Origin of the sequence: Kitasatospora sp. NPDC051914 (genome assembly GCF_040680995.1) — a bacterium.
In the GTDB taxonomy this organism is placed as follows: Bacteria; Actinomycetota; Actinomycetes; order Streptomycetales; family Streptomycetaceae; genus Kitasatospora.
Window position 1 is genome coordinate 1 of record NZ_JBFAXX010000009.1, and the last position, 17517, is coordinate 17517.

Annotated in this window: 12 protein-coding genes; 6 read left to right on the forward strand and 6 right to left on the reverse strand. The window is 72.9% G+C overall.

From position 1 onward, the window contains the following. Positions 1 to 140 precede the first annotated feature (140 nt). The 3 genes from AB0M03_RS08260 to AB0M03_RS08270 form a co-directional block, all read right to left on the reverse strand. Positions 141 to 1019, reverse strand: a complete 879-nt coding sequence (locus AB0M03_RS08260) for a sigma-70 family RNA polymerase sigma factor (RefSeq protein ID WP_363489779.1) — start codon at positions 1017 to 1019, stop codon at positions 141 to 143. Positions 1020 to 1179: 160 nt separating this feature from the next. Next, complete coding sequence (locus AB0M03_RS08265; protein WP_363490044.1) at positions 1180 to 3078, reverse strand: ABC transporter ATP-binding protein; 1899 nt, start codon at positions 3076 to 3078, stop codon at positions 1180 to 1182. Between the two features lie 80 nt (positions 3079 to 3158). Beyond that, positions 3159 to 4892, reverse strand: coding sequence for an ABC transporter ATP-binding protein (locus tag AB0M03_RS08270; RefSeq protein WP_363489781.1), 1734 nt, complete (start codon positions 4890 to 4892; stop codon positions 3159 to 3161). A gap of 282 nt (positions 4893 to 5174) precedes the next feature. On the opposite strand from AB0M03_RS08270, the gene AB0M03_RS08275 reads away from it, so the two are divergent. Together AB0M03_RS08275 and hemW are read left to right on the forward strand one after the other, a co-directional pair. Beyond that, positions 5175 to 7073: an AMP-dependent synthetase/ligase gene (locus AB0M03_RS08275; protein WP_363489783.1), complete on the forward strand. Its 1899-nt coding sequence runs from the start codon at positions 5175 to 5177 to the stop codon at positions 7071 to 7073. A gap of 57 nt (positions 7074 to 7130) precedes the next feature. Next, the gene (gene hemW, locus AB0M03_RS08280; protein WP_363489785.1) at positions 7131 to 8360 is read left to right on the forward strand and encodes a radical SAM family heme chaperone HemW; all 1230 of its coding nucleotides are present in this window, start codon (positions 7131 to 7133) and stop codon (positions 8358 to 8360) included. Positions 8361 to 8416: 56 nt separating this feature from the next. On the opposite strand, the gene AB0M03_RS08285 is transcribed toward hemW, so the two are convergent. The 3 genes from AB0M03_RS08285 to htpX form a co-directional block, all read right to left on the reverse strand. After that, positions 8417 to 9244, reverse strand: a complete 828-nt coding sequence (locus AB0M03_RS08285; protein ID WP_363489787.1) for a DUF3097 domain-containing protein — start codon at positions 9242 to 9244, stop codon at positions 8417 to 8419. A 73-nt stretch (positions 9245 to 9317) separates the two neighbouring features. Continuing rightward, positions 9318 to 9902 (reverse strand): hypothetical protein, encoded by a 585-nt coding sequence (locus tag AB0M03_RS08290; RefSeq protein ID WP_363489789.1) that lies wholly within the window; start codon positions 9900 to 9902, stop codon positions 9318 to 9320. 19 nt (positions 9903 to 9921) lie between these two features. After that, positions 9922 to 10842, reverse strand: coding sequence for a zinc metalloprotease HtpX (htpX, locus tag AB0M03_RS08295; RefSeq protein ID WP_363489791.1), 921 nt, complete (start codon positions 10840 to 10842; stop codon positions 9922 to 9924). 258 nt (positions 10843 to 11100) lie between these two features. Between htpX and hrcA the strand changes: the two genes are divergently transcribed. The 4 genes from hrcA to AB0M03_RS08315 all read left to right on the forward strand — a co-directional run bounded on the left by hrcA (position 11101) and on the right by AB0M03_RS08315 (position 17497). Continuing rightward, positions 11101 to 12141 carry a heat-inducible transcriptional repressor HrcA gene (gene hrcA, locus AB0M03_RS08300; RefSeq protein ID WP_363490046.1) on the forward strand — a complete coding sequence of 347 codons (1041 nt, stop codon included), beginning with the start codon at positions 11101 to 11103 and terminating at the stop codon, positions 12139 to 12141. A gap of 72 nt (positions 12142 to 12213) precedes the next feature. Then, entirely contained in the window at positions 12214 to 13353 is a 1140-nt protein-coding gene (gene dnaJ / locus AB0M03_RS08305; protein WP_363489793.1) for a molecular chaperone DnaJ, read from the forward strand. Positions 13354 to 13403: 50 nt separating this feature from the next. After that, positions 13404 to 14153: a 16S rRNA (uracil(1498)-N(3))-methyltransferase gene (locus tag AB0M03_RS08310; RefSeq protein WP_363489795.1), complete on the forward strand. Its 750-nt coding sequence runs from the start codon at positions 13404 to 13406 to the stop codon at positions 14151 to 14153. 104 nt (positions 14154 to 14257) lie between these two features. Then, positions 14258 to 17497, forward strand: coding sequence for a PDZ domain-containing protein (locus tag AB0M03_RS08315; RefSeq protein ID WP_363489797.1), 3240 nt, complete (start codon positions 14258 to 14260; stop codon positions 17495 to 17497). The last annotated feature ends 20 nt before the right edge of the window (positions 17498 to 17517 follow it).

The window sequence follows — 17517 nt, forward strand, 5'->3', positions numbered from 1 at the left end:
CTAACCGGATTGACAATCCGCTCCGGGGTTGTTTAATAGGATAAGTAATCCGCTTAGCGCCGGGAGAACCCGTGGATCACGCCGATCCGCCGTTCCCGTCCGCGGGCCGTTTCCGTCCGCGGGTCGGGTCCTGCCGGGGCTCAGTGCACGTGGGTGAGCTTCTCCGGGTTGACGACCACGTACGTCTCGGTGATCAGACCGTCGACCACCGTGAAGGCCACCACGCCGCCGACCACCCCCGGCGAGGAGTACACGACCATGCCGGGCTCGCCGTTGACCGTGGCGAGGACGATCGAGCTCTCCGGCGTGAACCACTTGGCCACCAGCCCGACCACCAGCCGGGAGACCTTGTCGGCGCCGACGATCGGCCGCACCCCGGCGGTGACCACGCCGCCGCCGTCCGAGTGCCAGACCACGTCCGGGTCGAGCACCGCCAGCAGCGCCTGGAGGTCGCCGCCCGCGGTGGCCGCGGCGAAGGCGCTCACCGCCTGCCGGTGCTCGGCCGGGTCGACGGTGCCCCGCCGGCTGCCCTCGCGCACCCGCCTGCGGGCCCGGGAGGCGAGCTGCCGGGCGGCCTCCGGGCTGCGCTCCAGGGTCGCGGCGATCTCGTCGAAGCCGACCGCGAAGACGTCGTGCAGCACGAAGGCGGCGCGTTCGGCCGGGCTCAGCTGTTCCATCACCGTCAGCACCGCCATCGACACCGACTCGCCGAGCTCCGCGAGTTCGGCGGGGGTGGGCTCCTCGGCGACCACCGGCTCGGGCAGCCACTCGCCGTAGTACTCCTCGCGCCTGACCCGGGCCGAGCCGAGCTGGTCGTAGCAGAGCCGGGTCACCACGGTGGTCAGGAACGCGCGGGGCTCCTCCACCCGGGAACGGTCCGCGGCCTGCCAGCGCAGCCACGCTTCCTGCAGCACGTCCTCGGCGTCGGCCACCGAGCCGAGCAACCGGTAGGCGACGGCACCCAGATAGCGCCGATAGGTCTCGAACGGGTCGGCGAGCGCCGCATCGGTGTCGGTCACCCCGCCACGCTAGCGCGGCCGTCCCGGGCCCGGTGCGTACACCACCCCGTGCACACCGGCCCTTGCCCGCACCGGGCACGAACGCCGAGGGGGAGGCCCGGTGCACCGGACCTCCCCCTCGTGGCACGTCCGCCGACGCGGGCGGCGCGACGACGCCGTATCAGTCGACCTCGGCGACCGCCTCGGCGAACTGCGCCTGGTAGAGGCGCGCGTACGCGCCCTCGGCGGCGATCAGCTCGTCGTGCGAGCCCTGCTCGACGATGGAGCCGTTCTCCATCACCAGGATCACGTCGGCGTCCCGGATGGTGGAGAGCCGGTGCGCGATCACGAAGCTGGTGCGGCCCGTCCGCAGCCGGGCCATCGCCTTCTGGATCAGCACCTCGGTGCGGGTGTCGACGGAGCTGGTCGCCTCGTCCAGCACCAGGATCGACGGCTGGGCGAGGAACGCCCGGGCGATGGTGATCAGCTGTTTCTCGCCGGCGCTGACACCGGTGCCCTCGTCGTCGATGACGGTGTCGTAGCCGTCCGGCAGGGTGCGCACGAAGCGGTCCACGTGGGCGGCCTTCGCGGCCTCGACCACCTGCTCGCGGGTGGCGCCGTCGGCGCCGTACGCGATGTTGTCGGCGATGGTGCCGCCGAACAGCCAGGTGTCCTGGAGCACCATGCCGATGCCGGAGCGGAGCTCCTCGCGGGACATCGCGGCGATGTCCACCCCGTCCAGGGTGATCCGGCCGCCGCTGACCTCGTAGAACCGCATCAGCAGGTTGACCAGGGTGGTCTTGCCGGCGCCGGTCGGGCCGACGATCGCGACCGTGTGGCCCGGCTCGACCTTCAGCGACAGGCTGTCGATGAGCGGCTTCTCCGGCTCGTACCGGAAGGAGACGTCCTCGAAGGCGACCCGGCCGGCCAGCTCGGCGGGGCGCTCCGGCATGGCCGGCTCCGGGGTCTGCTCGGGGGCGTCGAGCAGTTCGAAGAGGCGCTCGGCGGAGGCCACGCCGGACTGCACCAGGTTGGACATCGAGGCGACCTGGGTGAGTGGCTGGCTGAACTGGCGGGAGTACTGGATGAACGCCTGCACGTCGCCGATGGACAGCGCGCCGCTCGCCACCCGCAGACCGCCGACGACCGCGACCAGCACGTAGTTCAGGTTGCCGATCAGCATCATCGCGGGCTGGATGATGCCGGAGATGAACTGCGCCCGGTAGCTGGAGGCGTACAGCGCCTCGTTCTCCTTGCGGAAGATCTCCGCGGCCTCCTGCTGGCGGCCGAAGACCTTCACCAGGGTGTGACCGGTGTACATCTCCTCGATGTGCGCGTTCAGCGCGCCGGTGCTCTTCCACTGGGTGACGAACTGCGGCTGCGCCCGCTTGCCGACCTTGGCCGCCACGACCACGGACAGCGGCACCGAGATCAGCGCGATCACGGCCAGCAGCGGCGAGATCCAGAACATCATGCCGAGCACGCCGACGATGGTGAGCAGGGAGTTCACCACCTGGCCGGTGGTCTGCTGCATGGACTGGCCGATGTTGTCGATGTCGTTGGTGACCCGGCTGAGCACCTCGCCGCGCGGCTGGCGGTCGAAGTAGCTGAGCGGCAGCCGGGCGATCTTGGACTCGACGTCCTGGCGCAGCCGGTAGACGGCGCGCTGGATGGCGGTGGTGGCCAGCCGGCCCTGGGCGATGCCGAAGACGGCGGAGACCGCGTAGATCGCCAGGACCCAGAGCAGGACGGTGCCGATGGCGTTGAAGTCCATGCCCTGGCCGGGGGTGAAGGGCACGGCGGAGAGCATGTCGGCGATGCCGCCCTTGCCGTCCAGGCGCAGGCCCTCCAGCGCCTGTTCCTTGCTGATGCCGGCCGGGGCCTGGGCGCCGACCACGCCGGCGAAGATCAGGTCGGTGGCGTGGCCGAGCACGTACGGGCCGGCGACCGCGCAGCCGATGCTGACGGCGCCGAGGGCGAGCACGCCGTAGAGCAGGGTGCGCTCGGGGCGGAGCAGGCCGAGCAGCCGCTTGCCGGAGCCCTTGAAGTCCATGGACTTCTCCGCGCCCTGGCCGCCCATGAAGCGGCCGGGGCCGGCCGGGCCGCGCCGGGCGGCGGCCTCCTGCGAGGCGCTGCGCTGGGCCTTGGGGCCGGGGGTGGTCACGCCGCCTCCTGTTCGGTGAGCTGGGAGAGGACGATCTCCCGGTAGGTCGGGTTGCCGGCCATCAGCTCGTGGTGGGTGCCGCTGCCGACGACGGCGCCCTCGTCGAGCACGATGATCCGGTCGGCGTCGCGGATGGTGGAGACTCGCTGGGCGACGATGACGACGGTGGCGTCCGCGGTCTCGGCGGCCAGAGCCCGGCGCAGCCTGGCGTCGGTGGCGTAGTCGAGGGCGGAGAAGGAGTCGTCGAAGAGGTAGATCTCCGGCTTGCGGACGAGGGCCCGGGCGATCGCCAGGCGCTGGCGCTGGCCGCCGGAGACGTTGGCGCCGCCCTGGGAGATCGGGGCGTCCAGGCCCTCGGGGAACATCTCGACGAACTCCTTGGCCTGGGCGGTGGCCAGGGCCTGCCAGAGCTCGTCGTCGGTGGCCTCGGGCCGGCCGTGGCGCAGATTGCTGGCGACGGTGCCGGAGAACAGGTAGGGCTTCTGCGGGACGACGCCGACCGCCTCGGAGAGCCGCGCCGGGTCGATCTCGCGGACGTCCACGCCGTTGACCAGCACCTGGCCGCCGGTGGCGTCGAACAGCCGGGGGACGAGCCCGAGCAGGGTGGACTTGCCGGAGCCGGTGGAGCCGATGATCGCGGTGGTCTCGCCGGGGCGGGCGAGGATGTCGATGCCGCGGAGCACCGGGGCCTCGGCGCCGGGGTAGCGGAACTCGACGTCGCGCAGCTCCAGCCGGCCGCGGCCGTCGAGCTCGGTGACCGGCACGGCGGGGGCGGCCAGGCTGGGCTCGGTGGTGAGCACTTCCTGGATGCGCTCGGCGCAGACCTCGGCGCGCGGCACCATCATGAACATGAAGGTGGCCATCATGACGCTCATGAGGATCTGCATCAGGTAGGACAGGAAGGCGGTCAGGGCGCCGATCTGCATCTCGCCGCTGTCGATCCGGTGGGCGCCGAACCAGAGCACCGCGACGCTGGAGACGTTCACCACCGACATCACGGCGGGGAACATGAACGCCATCAGGCGGCCGACCCGCAGCGAGACGTCGGCGAGGTCCTGGTTGGCGCCGGCGAAGCGGTCCTGCTCGTGGCCGTCCTTGACGAAGGCCCGGATGACCCGGATACCGGTGATCTGCTCGCGCAGGATGCGGTTGACGCCGTCGATGCGCTCCTGCATGCCGCGGAACAGCGGGCGCAGCCGGCGGACCAGCAGCACGACGACGATGCCGAGCAGCGGTACCACGGCGAGCAGCAGGGCGGAGAGCGGGACGTCCTGGTTGAGGGCCATCAGTATGCCGCCGACGCACATGATGGGTGCTGCCACCATCAGGGTGAACGCCATCAGCACCAGCATCTGGACCTGCTGGACGTCGTTGGTCGTGCGGGTGATCAGGGAGGGCGCGCCGAACTGGCCGAGCTCCCGCGCGGAGAAGCTCTGCACCCGGTCGAAGACGGTGGCGCGGATGTCGCGGCCGACCCCCATGGCGGTGCGGGCGCCGTAGTAGACGGCGATGATCGAGCAGACGGCCTGGGCGAGCGAGACGACGATCATCACGCCGCCGATCCGCAGGATGTAGCCGGTGTCGCCCTTGATCACGCCGTTGTCGATGATGTCGGCGTTCAGCGTGGGCAGGTACAGGGCTCCGAGGGTGGAAACGAGCTGGAGGAGCACCAGCAGCAGGATCGGTTGGCGGTAGGGCCATAGGTGGGCCCTCAAGAGTCTGATCAGCACCGTGACACTCTCGTCCTCGACGCGGATGCGCGCATCCTCATTTAGGTCTACTCGCGACTGGGTATTTCGTGCTAGGACCGCCCTTATCGCCGGGGCGGACCGCGTCTGCACTGCAGGTCCGAAGGTGTGCCAGCTGTCCCGACCCCCTTACGGAACGGCCGCTCACGCCCTAGGCTGCTGCCTGGTTTCTTGTTACTTGCTGGTTAACAAGGCGGGCCGGTTCGGCTGCCCCCACGGCCGCCCGTCCCTCACCCTCGGCCACCCGCCCCCCGGAGGTCCTCGTTGAGTTCCGCGCAGTCCATGATCGAGCGGCGTCCGCCCTCTGTGGCCCACCTCTTCCTCAGCAGGGTAAAGGCCACACCCGACGGTGAGGCGTACCGCTACCCGGTGCCGGTCGACGAGCACGCCGCGGACGGTGCGCCCGGCGCAGAGCAGTGGCGCTCACTCACCTGGGCGCAGACCGCGGAGCGGGTCAGAGCAGTGGCGGCAGGCCTGATGTCGCTGGGTATCGAGTCCGAGGACTGCGTCGCGATCTCCTCGACCACCCGGGTCGAGTGGATCATCGCGGACCTCGGGAACATGTGCGCCGGTGCTGCCACCACCACCGTGTACCCCAGCACCAACGCCGACGAAACGGCGTTCATCCTCCGCAACTCGGCCAGTCGGGCGATGTTCGCCGAGAACGAGAAGCAGCTCGCCAAGGCGGTCGAGGAGAAGGCCCAGCTGCCCGAGCTGGAGACGGTGATCCTCTTCGACGCCCCGGCCGGCACCCCGGAGACCGCCGGACTGACCGTCATCACCCTGGCGGAGCTGGAGGAGCGCGGCGCGGCCTACCTCGTCGACCACCCGGACGCCGTCGAGAAGGCCGTCGACGCCCTGGAGCCCGAGCAGCTCGCCACCCTCATCTACACCTCCGGCACCACCGGCCGCCCCAAGGGCGTGCGCCTGGTGCACGACTGCTGGGCGTACGAGGGCCTGGCCCAGGAGCAGAGCGGGCTGCTGCGCTCCGACGACGTGCAGTTCATGTGGCTGCCGCTGTCGCACGTCTTCGGCAAGACGCTGATCTCCGGCCAGATCGCCACCGGCCACGTGATGGCCGTGGACGGCCGGGTCGACCGGATCATCCACAACCTGCCCGCGATCCGGCCCACCCTGATGGCCTCCGCCCCGCGCATCTTCGAGAAGGTCTACAACGGCATCGCCGGCAAGGCCCGCGCCGAGGGCGGCGCCAAGTACAAGATCTTCATGTGGGCCGCCAAGGTCGCCCGCGACTACGCGCGCACCACCCAGGCCAACCAGATCGCCACCGGCAGGGCCACCGCCCCGTTCGGGCTGACCCTGCAGCACAAGGTCGCCGACAAGCTGGTGTACGCCAAGATCCGCGCCGCGTTCGGCGGCCGGATGCGCGGCTCGGTCTCCGGCAGCGCCGCGCTCGCCCCCGAGATCGGCTTCTTCTTCATGGGCGCCGGCGTGCCGATCCTGGAGGGCTACGGCCTCTCCGAGACCTCGGCCGGTTCCACCGTCAACCGGGACGGCGCGACGCGCGTCGGCACGGTCGGCCTGCCGCTGCCCGGCACCGAGGTCCGGATCGCCGAGGACGGCGAGATCCTGCTCCGCGGCCCCGGCGTCATGCGCGGCTACCACCAGCTGCCCGAGCAGACCGCCGAGGTGCTGGAGCCGGACGGCTGGCTCCACACCGGCGACATCGGCGAGCTCGACAAGGACGGCTACCTGCGGATCACCGACCGCAAGAAGGACATGTTCAAGACCTCCGGCGGCAAGTACGTCGCGCCGAGCGAGGTCGAGGGCAAGTTCAAGGCGGTCTGCCCGTTCGTCAGCAACGTCCTGGTCATCGGCAACCAGCGCAACTTCTGTACCGCGCTGATCGGCCTCGACGAGACGGTCATCATGCCGTGGGCCGCCGAGCACGGCCTGGCCGGCAAGTCCTACGCCGAGGTGGTCGCCGCACCGGAGACCAACGAGCTGATCAACGGGTTCGTCCAGCGCCTCAACGGCGAGCTCCAGCGCTGGCAGACGATCAAGAAGTTCACCCTGCTGCCGCGCGACCTCGACGTCGAGCACGGCGAGCTGACCCCGAGCCTCAAGATCAAGCGCCCGGTGGTCGAGCGCGAGTACGCCGACGCCATCACCGAGATGTACGCCGGCTCCAACGAGGCCTGACACCCGCCGTCCCGTACGGCTCCGGGGCAACCCGGGCCGTACGGGACAATGGGGGGTATGCCCTCCGCTCTCCCCGACGGCGAACCGGTGCCGTCCGACGGCTCCCTGCCCGCGCACGCCCTCACCGGGCTCGGCAGCCGGCCGTTCGGCTTCTACCTGCACGTGCCGTACTGCGCCAGCCGCTGCGGCTACTGCGACTTCAACACCTACACCGCCACCGAGTTGCGCTCCTCCGGCGCGGTCGCCTCGCAGGAGACCTACGCCGACAACGTGATCGCCGAGATCCGGCTCGCCCGGAAGGTCCTCGGCGACACCGACCTGCCCGTGCGGACCGTCTTCCTCGGCGGCGGCACCCCCACCCTGTTGCCCGCCCACGACCTGGTGCGGATGCTCGCCGCACTGCGCGAGGAGTTCGGGCTCGCCCCGGGCGCCGAGGTCACCACCGAGGCCAACCCGGAGTCGGTCGGCCCCGCCTACCTGGCCGAGCTCCGCGAGGGCGGCTACAACCGGATCTCCTTCGGCATGCAGAGCGCCCGCAGGCACGTCCTGCAGGTCCTCGACCGCCACCACACCCCCGGCCGGCCCGAAGCCTGCGTCGCCGAGGCCCGCGAGGCCGGCTTCGACCACGTCAACCTCGACCTCATCTACGGCACCCCCGGCGAGTCCGACGACGACTGGCGGGCCTCCCTGGACGCCGCGATCGGCGCCGGCCCCGACCACGTCTCCGCCTACTCCCTCATCGTCGAGGAGGGCACCCGGCTCGCCGCCCGCGTCCGCCGCGGCGAACTCCCGATGATCGACGACGACGTGCACGCCGACCGCTACCTCATCGCCGAGGACGCCCTGAGCCGGGCCGGCTACTCCTGGTACGAGGTCTCCAACTGGGCGACCACCCCGGAGGGGCGCTGCCGCCACAACGAGCTCTACTGGACCGGCGCCGACTGGTGGGGCGCCGGCCCCGGCGCACACAGCCACGTCGGCGGCGTCCGCTGGTGGAACGCCAAGCACCCCGCCGCCTACGCCCGGGCCCTCGCCGAGGGACGCACCCCCGCCCTCGGCCGCGAGGTCCTCGCAGAGGAGGACCGCCGGGTCGAGCGCATCCTGCTGGAGCTGCGGCTGGTCGACGGCTGCCCGCTCGACCTCCTCACCGAGGACGGCCGCAAGGCCGCCCTGCACGCCCTGGAGGAGGGCCTGCTCGACCCCGCCGCGCACGCCGACGGCCGCGCCGCCCTCACCCTGCGCGGACGCCTCCTCGCCGACGCCGTCGTCCGCGACCTGGTCGACTAGCCGGGCCCGCCCTCAGGGGCGCGGGGACCGCGCCCCTGAGGGGTCCGCCCACTCGGTCAGTCCGTGGCGGTCACGAAGTCGATCAGTTCCTCGACGCGGCCCAGGAGGGCGGGATCGAGGTCCCGGTACGAGTCGACCGAGGCGAGGATGCGGCGCCAGGCCGCGGGCGGGTCCACCGGCCAGCCCAGACGGCGGCAGACGCCCTCCTTCCACACCTCCCCGCGCGGCACCTCCGGCCACGCCGGAATGCCCACGGAGGCGGGCTTCACGGCCTGCCAGACGTCGATGTACGGGTGGCCGACCACCAGCACCGAGCCGCCGGAGACCTGCTCCGCGATCCGGTGCTCCTTGGTGCCCGGCAGCAGGTGGTCGACCAGCACGCCGAGCCGGCGCTCCGGGCCGGGCCCGAACCGGGCCACGATCGCCGGCAGGTCGTCCACGCCCTCCAGGTACTCCACGACGACGCCCTCGATCCGCAGGTCGTCGCCCCACACCCGCTCGACCAGTTCGGCGTCGTGCCGCCCCTCGACGTAGATCCGCGACTCCCGGGCCACCCGGGCCCGTGCCTCCGGCACCGCGACCGACCCGGAGGCGGTGCGGCCCGGCGCCCGCGCGGGGGCCGGCCCCGCGGGCCGCACCAGGGTCACCACGCGGCCCTCCAGCAGGAAGCCGCGCTCCACCATCGGGAACACCCGGTGCTTGCCGAACCGGTCCTCCAGGGTGACCGTCGGGCCCTCCGCGGTCTTCTCGCAGCGCACCACCGCCCCGCAGAACCCGGTCGCGGCCTCCTCGACCACCAGGTCCCGCTCGGCAGCCACCTCCGGGGCCGGCTGCTGCCGCTTCCAGGGCGGGGTCAGGTCGGGGCCGTACTGCCTGCTGCGCATGGACGGAGTGTACGAGCCCGACGCCCGCGCATCCCCCGTCCGGCCTACGGCGCGCCGGGCCGCCGTGCGCCCGTCACAGCCCCGGTGCGCCCCAGACCGGGAACCACCGGGACAGCTCCTGCTCGATCCGCAGGTCGTTGCCGAGCATCGCCTTCACCTGGAGCTCCAGCGGGCTGTTCCGCTTCTCCCCGCCGCCCGGCACCGGCGCGAACGGGTAGAAGCTGCCGCGCTTGTACAGGTACACCAGCGCCAGCGACCGGCCCTCGGCGTCCTTGAAGCCCACCAGGGAGCACAGCAGCTGCGGGCCGAAGCCGTGCGCCTCCAGCTCGCTGTTGACGGCGTGCAGGTCGTTGACCAGGTCCGGCAGCTCCTCCGGCGTGTGCCGGGCCAGCAGCCACGAGTACCCGTAGTCGTCGCGGGAGGCCTCCACCGGGACGCCGCCGCGGTCGGTGTCCGCGTCCAGCAGCGCCCGGACCTGCCGCTTCACCTCCTCGAAGGCACCGCCCTCGACGGCCGCGAAGCAGACCGAGCCCAGCCCGGTCGGCAGGAACCCGGCCGCCGCCTCCAGCGTGAGCGCGGCGGACGGGATGCCGAACAGCTGGTCCAGGTCCGGCTTCACCGGCTTGCTCCGCCCGAGCAGGGTGTCCAGGAATCCCATGACCGTCCTCTCCGGGCCGTCAGCGGCCGAGCTCGGCGGAGATCTTCGCCAGCTGCGCCAGCCGCTGCTCCAGCGACGGGTGGGTGGAGAACAGCTGGGACGCGGCCTCCCGCGCGTTCAGCGCCGGGGCGAAGTAGAAGGCGTTGTACGGCTGCGCCTTGCGCAGGTCCTCGGTCGGGATCGCGGCGATCTGCCCGGTGACCTTGGTCAGCGCGGAGGCCAGCGCGCTCGGCCGCCCGGTCAGCTGCGCCGCCGAGCGGTCGGCGGCCAGCTCCCGGTAGCGCGACAGCATCCGGGTCAGCAGGAAGCTCAGCGCGTAGACGACCATGCTGACCAGCGGGACGACGATCAGCGCGATCGCCGTGTTCGGGTCGTTGCTGTTGCGGTTGCCGCCCAGGAAGCCGCCGTACAGCGCGACCCTGGTCATCACGCCGGCCAGGACGCCGAGGAAGCCGGCCACCGTCATGACGGCCACGTCCCGGTGCGCGACGTGCGACAGCTCGTGCGCGAGGACGCCCTCCAGCTCCTCCGGCTCCAGCCGGCGCAGCAGCCCGGTGGTCACGCAGACCACCGCGTTCTGCGGGTTGCGGCCGGTGGCGAAGGCGTTGGGCATGTCGTTGCGGGCGACCGCCACCCGCGGCTTGGGCATGTCGGCCAGCGCGCAGAGCCGGTCGATCGTGCCGTGCAGTTGCGGGTACTCCTCGGGCGACGCCTCGTGGGCGCCCATCGCCTTCTCGGTGATCCTGTCGCTGAACCAGAACTGCGCGACGAACAGGCCGCCGGACAGCACCAGGATCAGCGGCCAGGCACCGCGCAGCAGGACGATCAGCAGCCCGGTGAACCCCACGTAGACCAGGCCGATCAGGAACATGGTGGTGACCATCCGGCCGGTCAGGCCGCGGTCCGGTGCGAAGCGGGAGTGCTGCCGTGTCGACGACATCGCTGCTCCTTCGGTAACTCGCTCGCCTTCGATGCTGCCACCGGCCGCCGGGCGGGGCACGGGACGCGCCCGCCGGATCGGTCGAGGATCACGTGGGAGGCCCGTTCCAGCCGTCGGGGTCGGGCACTTACACTGGCAGGTACGGTCCTGGCACTCTGCCATCCAGAGTGCCAGGGAACCGGACGGTCACCAGGTCCAACGGGCGAAGACGGAGGTGCGTGCCCCGTGGCCAACGAGCGCAGGGTCGACGAGCGTCTCATCGACACGCGTCCAAGCGTCCGCCCGCTCGACGAGCGCAGGCTCGCCGTGCTGCGCGCGATCGTCCAGGACTACGTGGGCACCGAGGAGCCGGTCGGCTCCAAGGCCCTCGTCGAGCGGCACAACCTCGGCGTCTCCCCGGCGACGGTGCGCAACGACATGGCGGCGCTGGAGGAGGACGGCTTCATCCACCAGCCGCACACCAGCGCCGGCCGCATCCCCACCGACAAGGGCTACCGCCTGTTCGTCGACCGGCTGGCCGAGGTCAAGCCGATGACCGCTCCCGAGCGCCGGGCCATCCGGCACTTCCTGGAGGGCGCCGTCGACCTCGACGACGTGGTCGCCCGCACCGTCCGGCTGCTCGCCCAGCTGACCCGCCAGGTCGCGGTCGTGCAGTACCCGTCGCTGACCCGCTCCACCGTCCGGCACGTCGAGCTGGTCGCACTGGCACCCGCGAAGGTGATGCTCGTCCTGATCACCAACACCGGCCGGGTGGAGCAGCGCATCGTCGACTGCCCCGGCACGGTCGGCGAGAGCGTGCTGGCCGACCTGCGGGCCAGGCTCAACGCCCAGGCCGCAGGCCGCCGGCTGCCGGACGTGCCCTCCGTCCTGGACGACCTCCCCAACGCCTTCGAGCCCGGCGACCGGCCGATCGTCTCCACCGTGCTGGCGACGCTCTTCGAGACCCTCGCCGAGCAGAACGAGGAGCGGATCATGCTGGCCGGCACGGCCAACCTGACCCGCTTCGGGCACGACTTCCCGCTGACCATCCAGCCGGTGCTGGAGGCACTGGAGGAGCAGGTGGTGCTGTTGCGCCTGCTGGGTGAGACCGCGGAGTCCGGAATGACGGTCAGGATCGGCCGGGAGAACGAGTACGAGGGCCTCAATTCCACGTCCGTCGTCTCCGTCGGTTACGGTTCGGGCGACCAGAGCGTGGCAAAGCTGGGTGTGATCGGTCCGACCCGGATGGATTACCCGGGCACAATGGGGGCGGTGCGGGCGGTGGCACGGTACGTGGGTCAGATCCTGGCCGAGTCGTAACAGCGGGCTGCGCAACGAGCGCAGCCGGTCGAACGCAAGCACCTTCTAGAGGCGGAACAAGCGGAGCATTTGGTGGCCACGGACTACTACGCGGTACTCGGCGTCCGACGGGATGCGGGGCAGGACGAGATCAAGAAGGCGTTCCGTCGCCTCGCGCGTGAGCTGCACCCGGACGTCAACCCGGACCCGAAGACCCAGGAGCGGTTCAAGGAGATCAACGCCGCCTACGAGGTGCTCTCCGACCCGGCCAAGCGCCAGGTCTACGACCTCGGCGGCGACCCGCTGTCGCCCAACGGCGGCGGCGCGGGCGCGGGCGGCTTCGGCGCCGCGGGCTTCGGCTTCTCCGACATCATGGACGCCTTCTTCGGCGCCGCCGGCGGCCAGCGCGGCCCGCGCTCGCGGACCCGCCGCGGCCAGGACGCCATGATCCGCCTGGAGATCACCCTGGAGGAGGCCGCGTTCGGCACCACCAAGGAACTCCAGGTCGACACCGCCGTCACCTGCACCACCTGCTCCGGCGAGGGCGCCGCACCGGGCACCTCCGCCCAGACCTGCGACATGTGCCGCGGCAAGGGCGAGGTCTCCCAGGTCACCCGGTCCTTCCTCGGCCAGGTCATGACCTCCCGCCCCTGCCCGCAGTGCCAGGGCTTCGGCACCGTCGTGCCGACCCCGTGCCCGGAGTGCGCCGGCGACGGCCGCGTCCGCGCCCGCCGCAACCTCACCGTCAAGATCCCCGCCGGTGTCGACAACGGCACCCGCATCCAGCTGGCCGGCGAGGGCGAGGTCGGCCCCGGCGGCGGCCCGGCCGGCGACCTGTACGTGGAGATCGCCGAGACCAGCCACGCGGTGTTCCAGCGGCGCGGCGACGACCTGCACTGCACCGTCACCATCCCGATGACGGCGGCCGCCCTCGGCACCCAGGTGCCGCTGCAGACCCTCGACGGGCTGGAGGAGGTCGACATCCGGCCCGGCACCCAGTCCGGGCAGTCGATCCCGCTGCACGGCCGCGGCATCACGCACCTGCGCGGCGGCGGCCGGGGCGACCTGATAGTGCATGTCGAGGTGCAGACGCCGACCAAGCTCGACCCCGAGCAGGAGGAGCTGCTGCGGCGGCTCGCCATGCTGCGCGGCGAGGAGCGCCCGTCCGGCCAGTTCGCACCGGGCCAGCAGGGCCTGTTCTCCCGCCTCAAGGACGCCTTCAACGGCCGGTAGGAGCCACCGCGCGCCCCTTCGGTACTCACTCTCGTAAGGAAGCCCCCGTCATGACTGCGCCGGTGTTCGTCGTCGAGAGTGCGGTGCTGGCCGGGGCCGTGGCCGGTGCGGTGGTGCGGCTGGACGGGCCCGAGGGACGGCACGCGGTCGCGGTGAAGCGGCTGGAGGCCGGTGAGGCGATCACCCTGGCCGACGGGCTGGGCCTCGGCGTCGACGGCACGGTGACCGCCGTGCACGGCAAGGACGCGCTGGACGTCACCGTGGACACCGTCCGCGAGGAGCCCGAGCCGGGCCCGCGGATCGTCGTCGTCCAGGCCCTCCCCAAGGGCGACCGCGGCGAGCTCGCGGTGGAGACCATGACCGAGGTCGGCGTCGACGCGGTGATCCCGTGGGCGGCCTCCCGCTGCATCACCCAGTGGAAGGGCGACCGGGGGGCCAAGGCCCTCGCCAAGTGGCGGGCCACCGCGCGGGAGGCCGGGAAGCAGTCCCGGCGGCTGCGTTTCCCCGGGGTCCACGACCTCGTGACCACCCGTCAGCTGGCGCCGGTACTGTCGGCGGCGGCCTTCGCCGCCGTGCTGCACGAGGACGGCGCCGAGCCGCTGGCCACCGCGGCGCTGCCGGAGAAGGGCGACATCGTGCTGGTGGTCGGCCCGGAGGGTGGCGTCTCGCCGGAGGAACTGGCCGCCTTCGCCGGGGCGGGCGCCGCACCGTACCGGCTGGGCCCGTCGGTGCTGCGCACCTCCACGGCGGGCGTGGCGGCCGGCGCCCTGCTGCTCGGCCGCACCGGCCGCTGGTCCTGACTCCTCCCCGCCTGCGGGGCGCGCGGGCGGCCGGTTCGCGCCGGGTTCGTACGCTCAAGAAGAAACCCCCTGCGGGGTGGCGCGGCGGTGCCTAGGGTGCTGCTGTGACCGAACCGCAGAGCACCTCCCAGGGCGCCTACCTGCGCCACCCCCACCTGCACGGCGACCTGGTCGCCTTCGTCGCCGAGGACGACGTCTGGCTCGCTCCGCTGGACGGCGGCCGGGCCTGGCGGCTGACGGCGGACCAGACGCCGGTCAGCCACCCGCGCTTCTCGCCGGACGGCAGGCACGTCGCCTGGACGTCCACCCGGGACGGCGCACCGGAGATCCACGTCGCCCCCGCCGACGGCGGCCCCTCCCGGCGGCTCACCCACTGGGGCAGCGCCCGCACCGCGCTGCGCGGCTGGACGGCCGACGGCCGCCCGGTCGCCGTCACCACCGCCGGCCAGGCCACCCTGCGCCGCACCTGGGCCTTCGCCGTCCCGCTGGACGGCGGCGAGCCGGCCCGGCTGCCGTACGGGCCGGTCGGCGGGCTCGCCTTCGAGCCGGAGGGCGACCGCGTGCTGCTGCTGTCGGCCTTCAGCCGGGAGCCCGCGCACTGGAAGCGCTACCGCGGCGGCACCACCGGCAAGCTGTGGATCGGCGAGCGGGACTTCGAGCGGCTGCACACCGGCCTGGACGGCAACATCGAGTCGCCGCTGTGGGTCGGCGGGCCCCACGGCTCCAGGATCGCCTTCCTCTCCGACCACGAGGGCACCGGGCAGCTGTACTCCAGCCTCCCCGACGGCTCCGACCTGCGCCGGCACAGCGACGGCGGGTTCTACGCCCGCAACGCCACCACCGACGGCACCCGGGTGGTCTGGCACAGCGGGGGAGACCTCTGGCTGCTCGACGACCTGGACGGCGCCGAACCGCGCCGCCTGGACGTCCGGCTCGCCGGTCCGCGCACCCGCCGCCAGCCGCACCCGGTCTCGGCCGCCGGCCGGCTCGACGCCGTCGCCCCGGACCGCACCGGCCGGGCCAGCGCGGTCGTCGTCCGCGGCACCGTGCACTGGCTGACGCACCGTGAGGGCCCGGCCCGGGTGCTGGACGCCACCCCCGGCGCCCGCGCCCGCCTCGCCCGCGTGGTGCCCGGCGCCGACGGCACCCAGGGCGCCGTCTGGGTCACCGACGCCGAGGGCGACGACGCGCTCGAGTACGCGCCCGCGGTGCTCGCCGCCGACCGGCGCCGGCTGGCCGCGGGCGGCCTCGGCCGGGTCCTCGACCTGGCCGTCTCGCCGGACGGCCGGCAGCTCGCCGTCGCCTCGCACGACGGCCGGGTGCTGCTCGTCGCGCTCTCCGACGGCACCGTGCACGAGCTCGCCCGCAGCGAGAACGGCGAGGCCACCGGCCTGGTCTTCAGCCCGGACTCCAACTGGCTGGCCTGGTCCAGCCCGGCGCTCGGCGCCTGGTCGCTGCGCCAGATCATGCTCGCCGACCTGACCAGCCGCAGCGTCAGCGAGGCCACCCAGCAGCGGTTCGTCGACTACGCGCCGGCCTTCACCTCCGACGGCAAGCACCTGGCCTTCCTGTCGGTGCGCAGCTTCGACCCGGTCTACGACGCGCACTCCTTCGACCTGTCGTTCCCGACCGGCTGCCGCCCCTACCTGATCACCCTGGCCGCCGACACCCCGTCGCCGTTCGGCCCGCAGCGGGCCGGCCGCCCGGTCGGCGGCGAGGAGGAGGACGGCAGGCCGTCCGGCAAGGACGCCAAGGAGGGCGCGGACACCGAGGACGGCGCCCCCGCCGCCACCCGGGTCGACCTGGAGGGCATCGCCGACCGCATCCTCCCCTTCCCGGTCGAGGGCGGCTCCTTCGGCAGCCTGAGGGCCACCAAGGAGGGCGTGGTCTGGACGCGGCTGCCGCTGCTCGGCGAGCTCGGCGACACCGCGGCCTCGCTGGAGGAGGACCACCCCCGCCCGGTGCTGGAGCGCTTCGACTTCAAGAAGCGCCGCGCCGAGGAGCTGGTCGGCGCCCTGGACGGCTACGCGGTCAGCGGCGACGGCTCCCGGCTGGCGGTGCTGGACGAGTCCCGGCTGCGGATCGTCCCCGCCGACCAGAAGGCCGGCGAGGACGACGAGGTCGACGTCGACCTCGCCCGGGTCCGGGTCACCGTCGACCCGGCCGCCGAGTGGCGGCAGATGTTCGACGAGAACGGCCGCATCATGCGGGACAACTTCTGGCGCGCCGACATGAACGGCGTCGACTGGGCCGGCGTCCTGCAGCGCTACCGCCCGCTGGTGGAGCGCCTCGGCAGCCACGACGAACTGGTCGACCTGCTGTGGGAGACCGTCGGCGAACTCGGCACCTCGCACGCCTACGTCACCCCGCCCGGCCGCGGCACCGAGTCCGCCCGCCGGCAGGGCCTGCTCGGCGCCGACCTCGTCCGCGACGGCGACCTCTGGCGGATCGGGCGCATCCTGCCCGGCGAGTCCTCCGACCCGCGGGCCCGCTCGCCGCTGGCCGCCCCCGGCGCCGCCGTCCGCCCCGGCGACGCCGTCCTCGCCGTGGACGGCCGCCCGGTCGACCCGGTCACCGGCCCGGCCCCGCTCCTCGCGGGCACCGCCGGCCAGCCGGTCGAGCTCACCGTGGCCGGCAAGGACGGCGTCCACCGCCACCCGGTGGTCGTCCCGCTCGCCGACGACGAGGCGCTGCGCTACCACGACTGGGTGGCCGGCCGCCGCGCCGAGGTCCGCGAGCGCTCCGGCGGTCGGCTCGGCTACCTGCACGTGCCCGACATGGTCTCCTCCGGCTGGGCGCAGCTCCACCGCGACCTGCGGGTCGAGCTGGCCCGCGAGGGCGTCGTCGTCGACCTGCGGGAGAACCGCGGCGGCCACACCTCCCAGCTGATCGTCGAGAAGCTCAACCGGCGGATCGTCGGCTGGGACCGCGGCCGCGACCTGGCCAACCCCGAGCCGTACCCCGGGGACGCCCCGCGCGGCCCGGTGGTGGCGCTCGCCAACGAGTTCTCCGGCTCCGACGGCGACATCGTCAACGCGGCGATCCAGGCGCTCGGCATCGGCCCGGTGGTCGGCACCCGCACCTGGGGCGGCGTCATCGGCATCGACAGCAAGTACGCGCTGGTCGACGGCACGTCCGTCACCCAGCCCAAGTACGCCTTCTGGCTGGAGGGCTACGGCTGGGGCGTGGAGAACCACGGCGTCGACCCGGACGTGGTGGTGGACTGCGCGCCGCAGGACTGGGCGGACGGCCGCGACCCGCAGCTCGCCGAGGGCGTCCGGCTGGCGCTGGAGGCGCTCGCCGAGCGGCCGGCGAAGACCCCGCCGGCGATCCCGGAGCTGTAGCGGCAGGCCCGGCCGTGCCC

Coding starts and splice junctions, on each gene's coding strand:
- AB0M03_RS08290 (WP_363489789.1), bottom strand. CDS start 9,902: ATGGGATTCCTGGACACCCTGCTCGGGCGGAGCAAGCCGGTGAAGCCG.
- htpX (WP_363489791.1), bottom strand. CDS start 10,842: ATGTCGTCGACACGGCAGCACTCCCGCTTCGCACCGGACCGCGGCCTG.
- AB0M03_RS08265 (WP_363490044.1), bottom strand. CDS start 3,078: ATGGGCGGCCAGGGCGCGGAGAAGTCCATGGACTTCAAGGGCTCCGGC.
- AB0M03_RS08310 (WP_363489795.1), top strand. CDS start 13,404: ATGACTGCGCCGGTGTTCGTCGTCGAGAGTGCGGTGCTGGCCGGGGCC.
- AB0M03_RS08285 (WP_363489787.1), bottom strand. CDS start 9,244: ATGCGCAGCAGGCAGTACGGCCCCGACCTGACCCCGCCCTGGAAGCGG.
- hemW (WP_363489785.1), top strand. CDS start 7,131: ATGCCCTCCGCTCTCCCCGACGGCGAACCGGTGCCGTCCGACGGCTCC.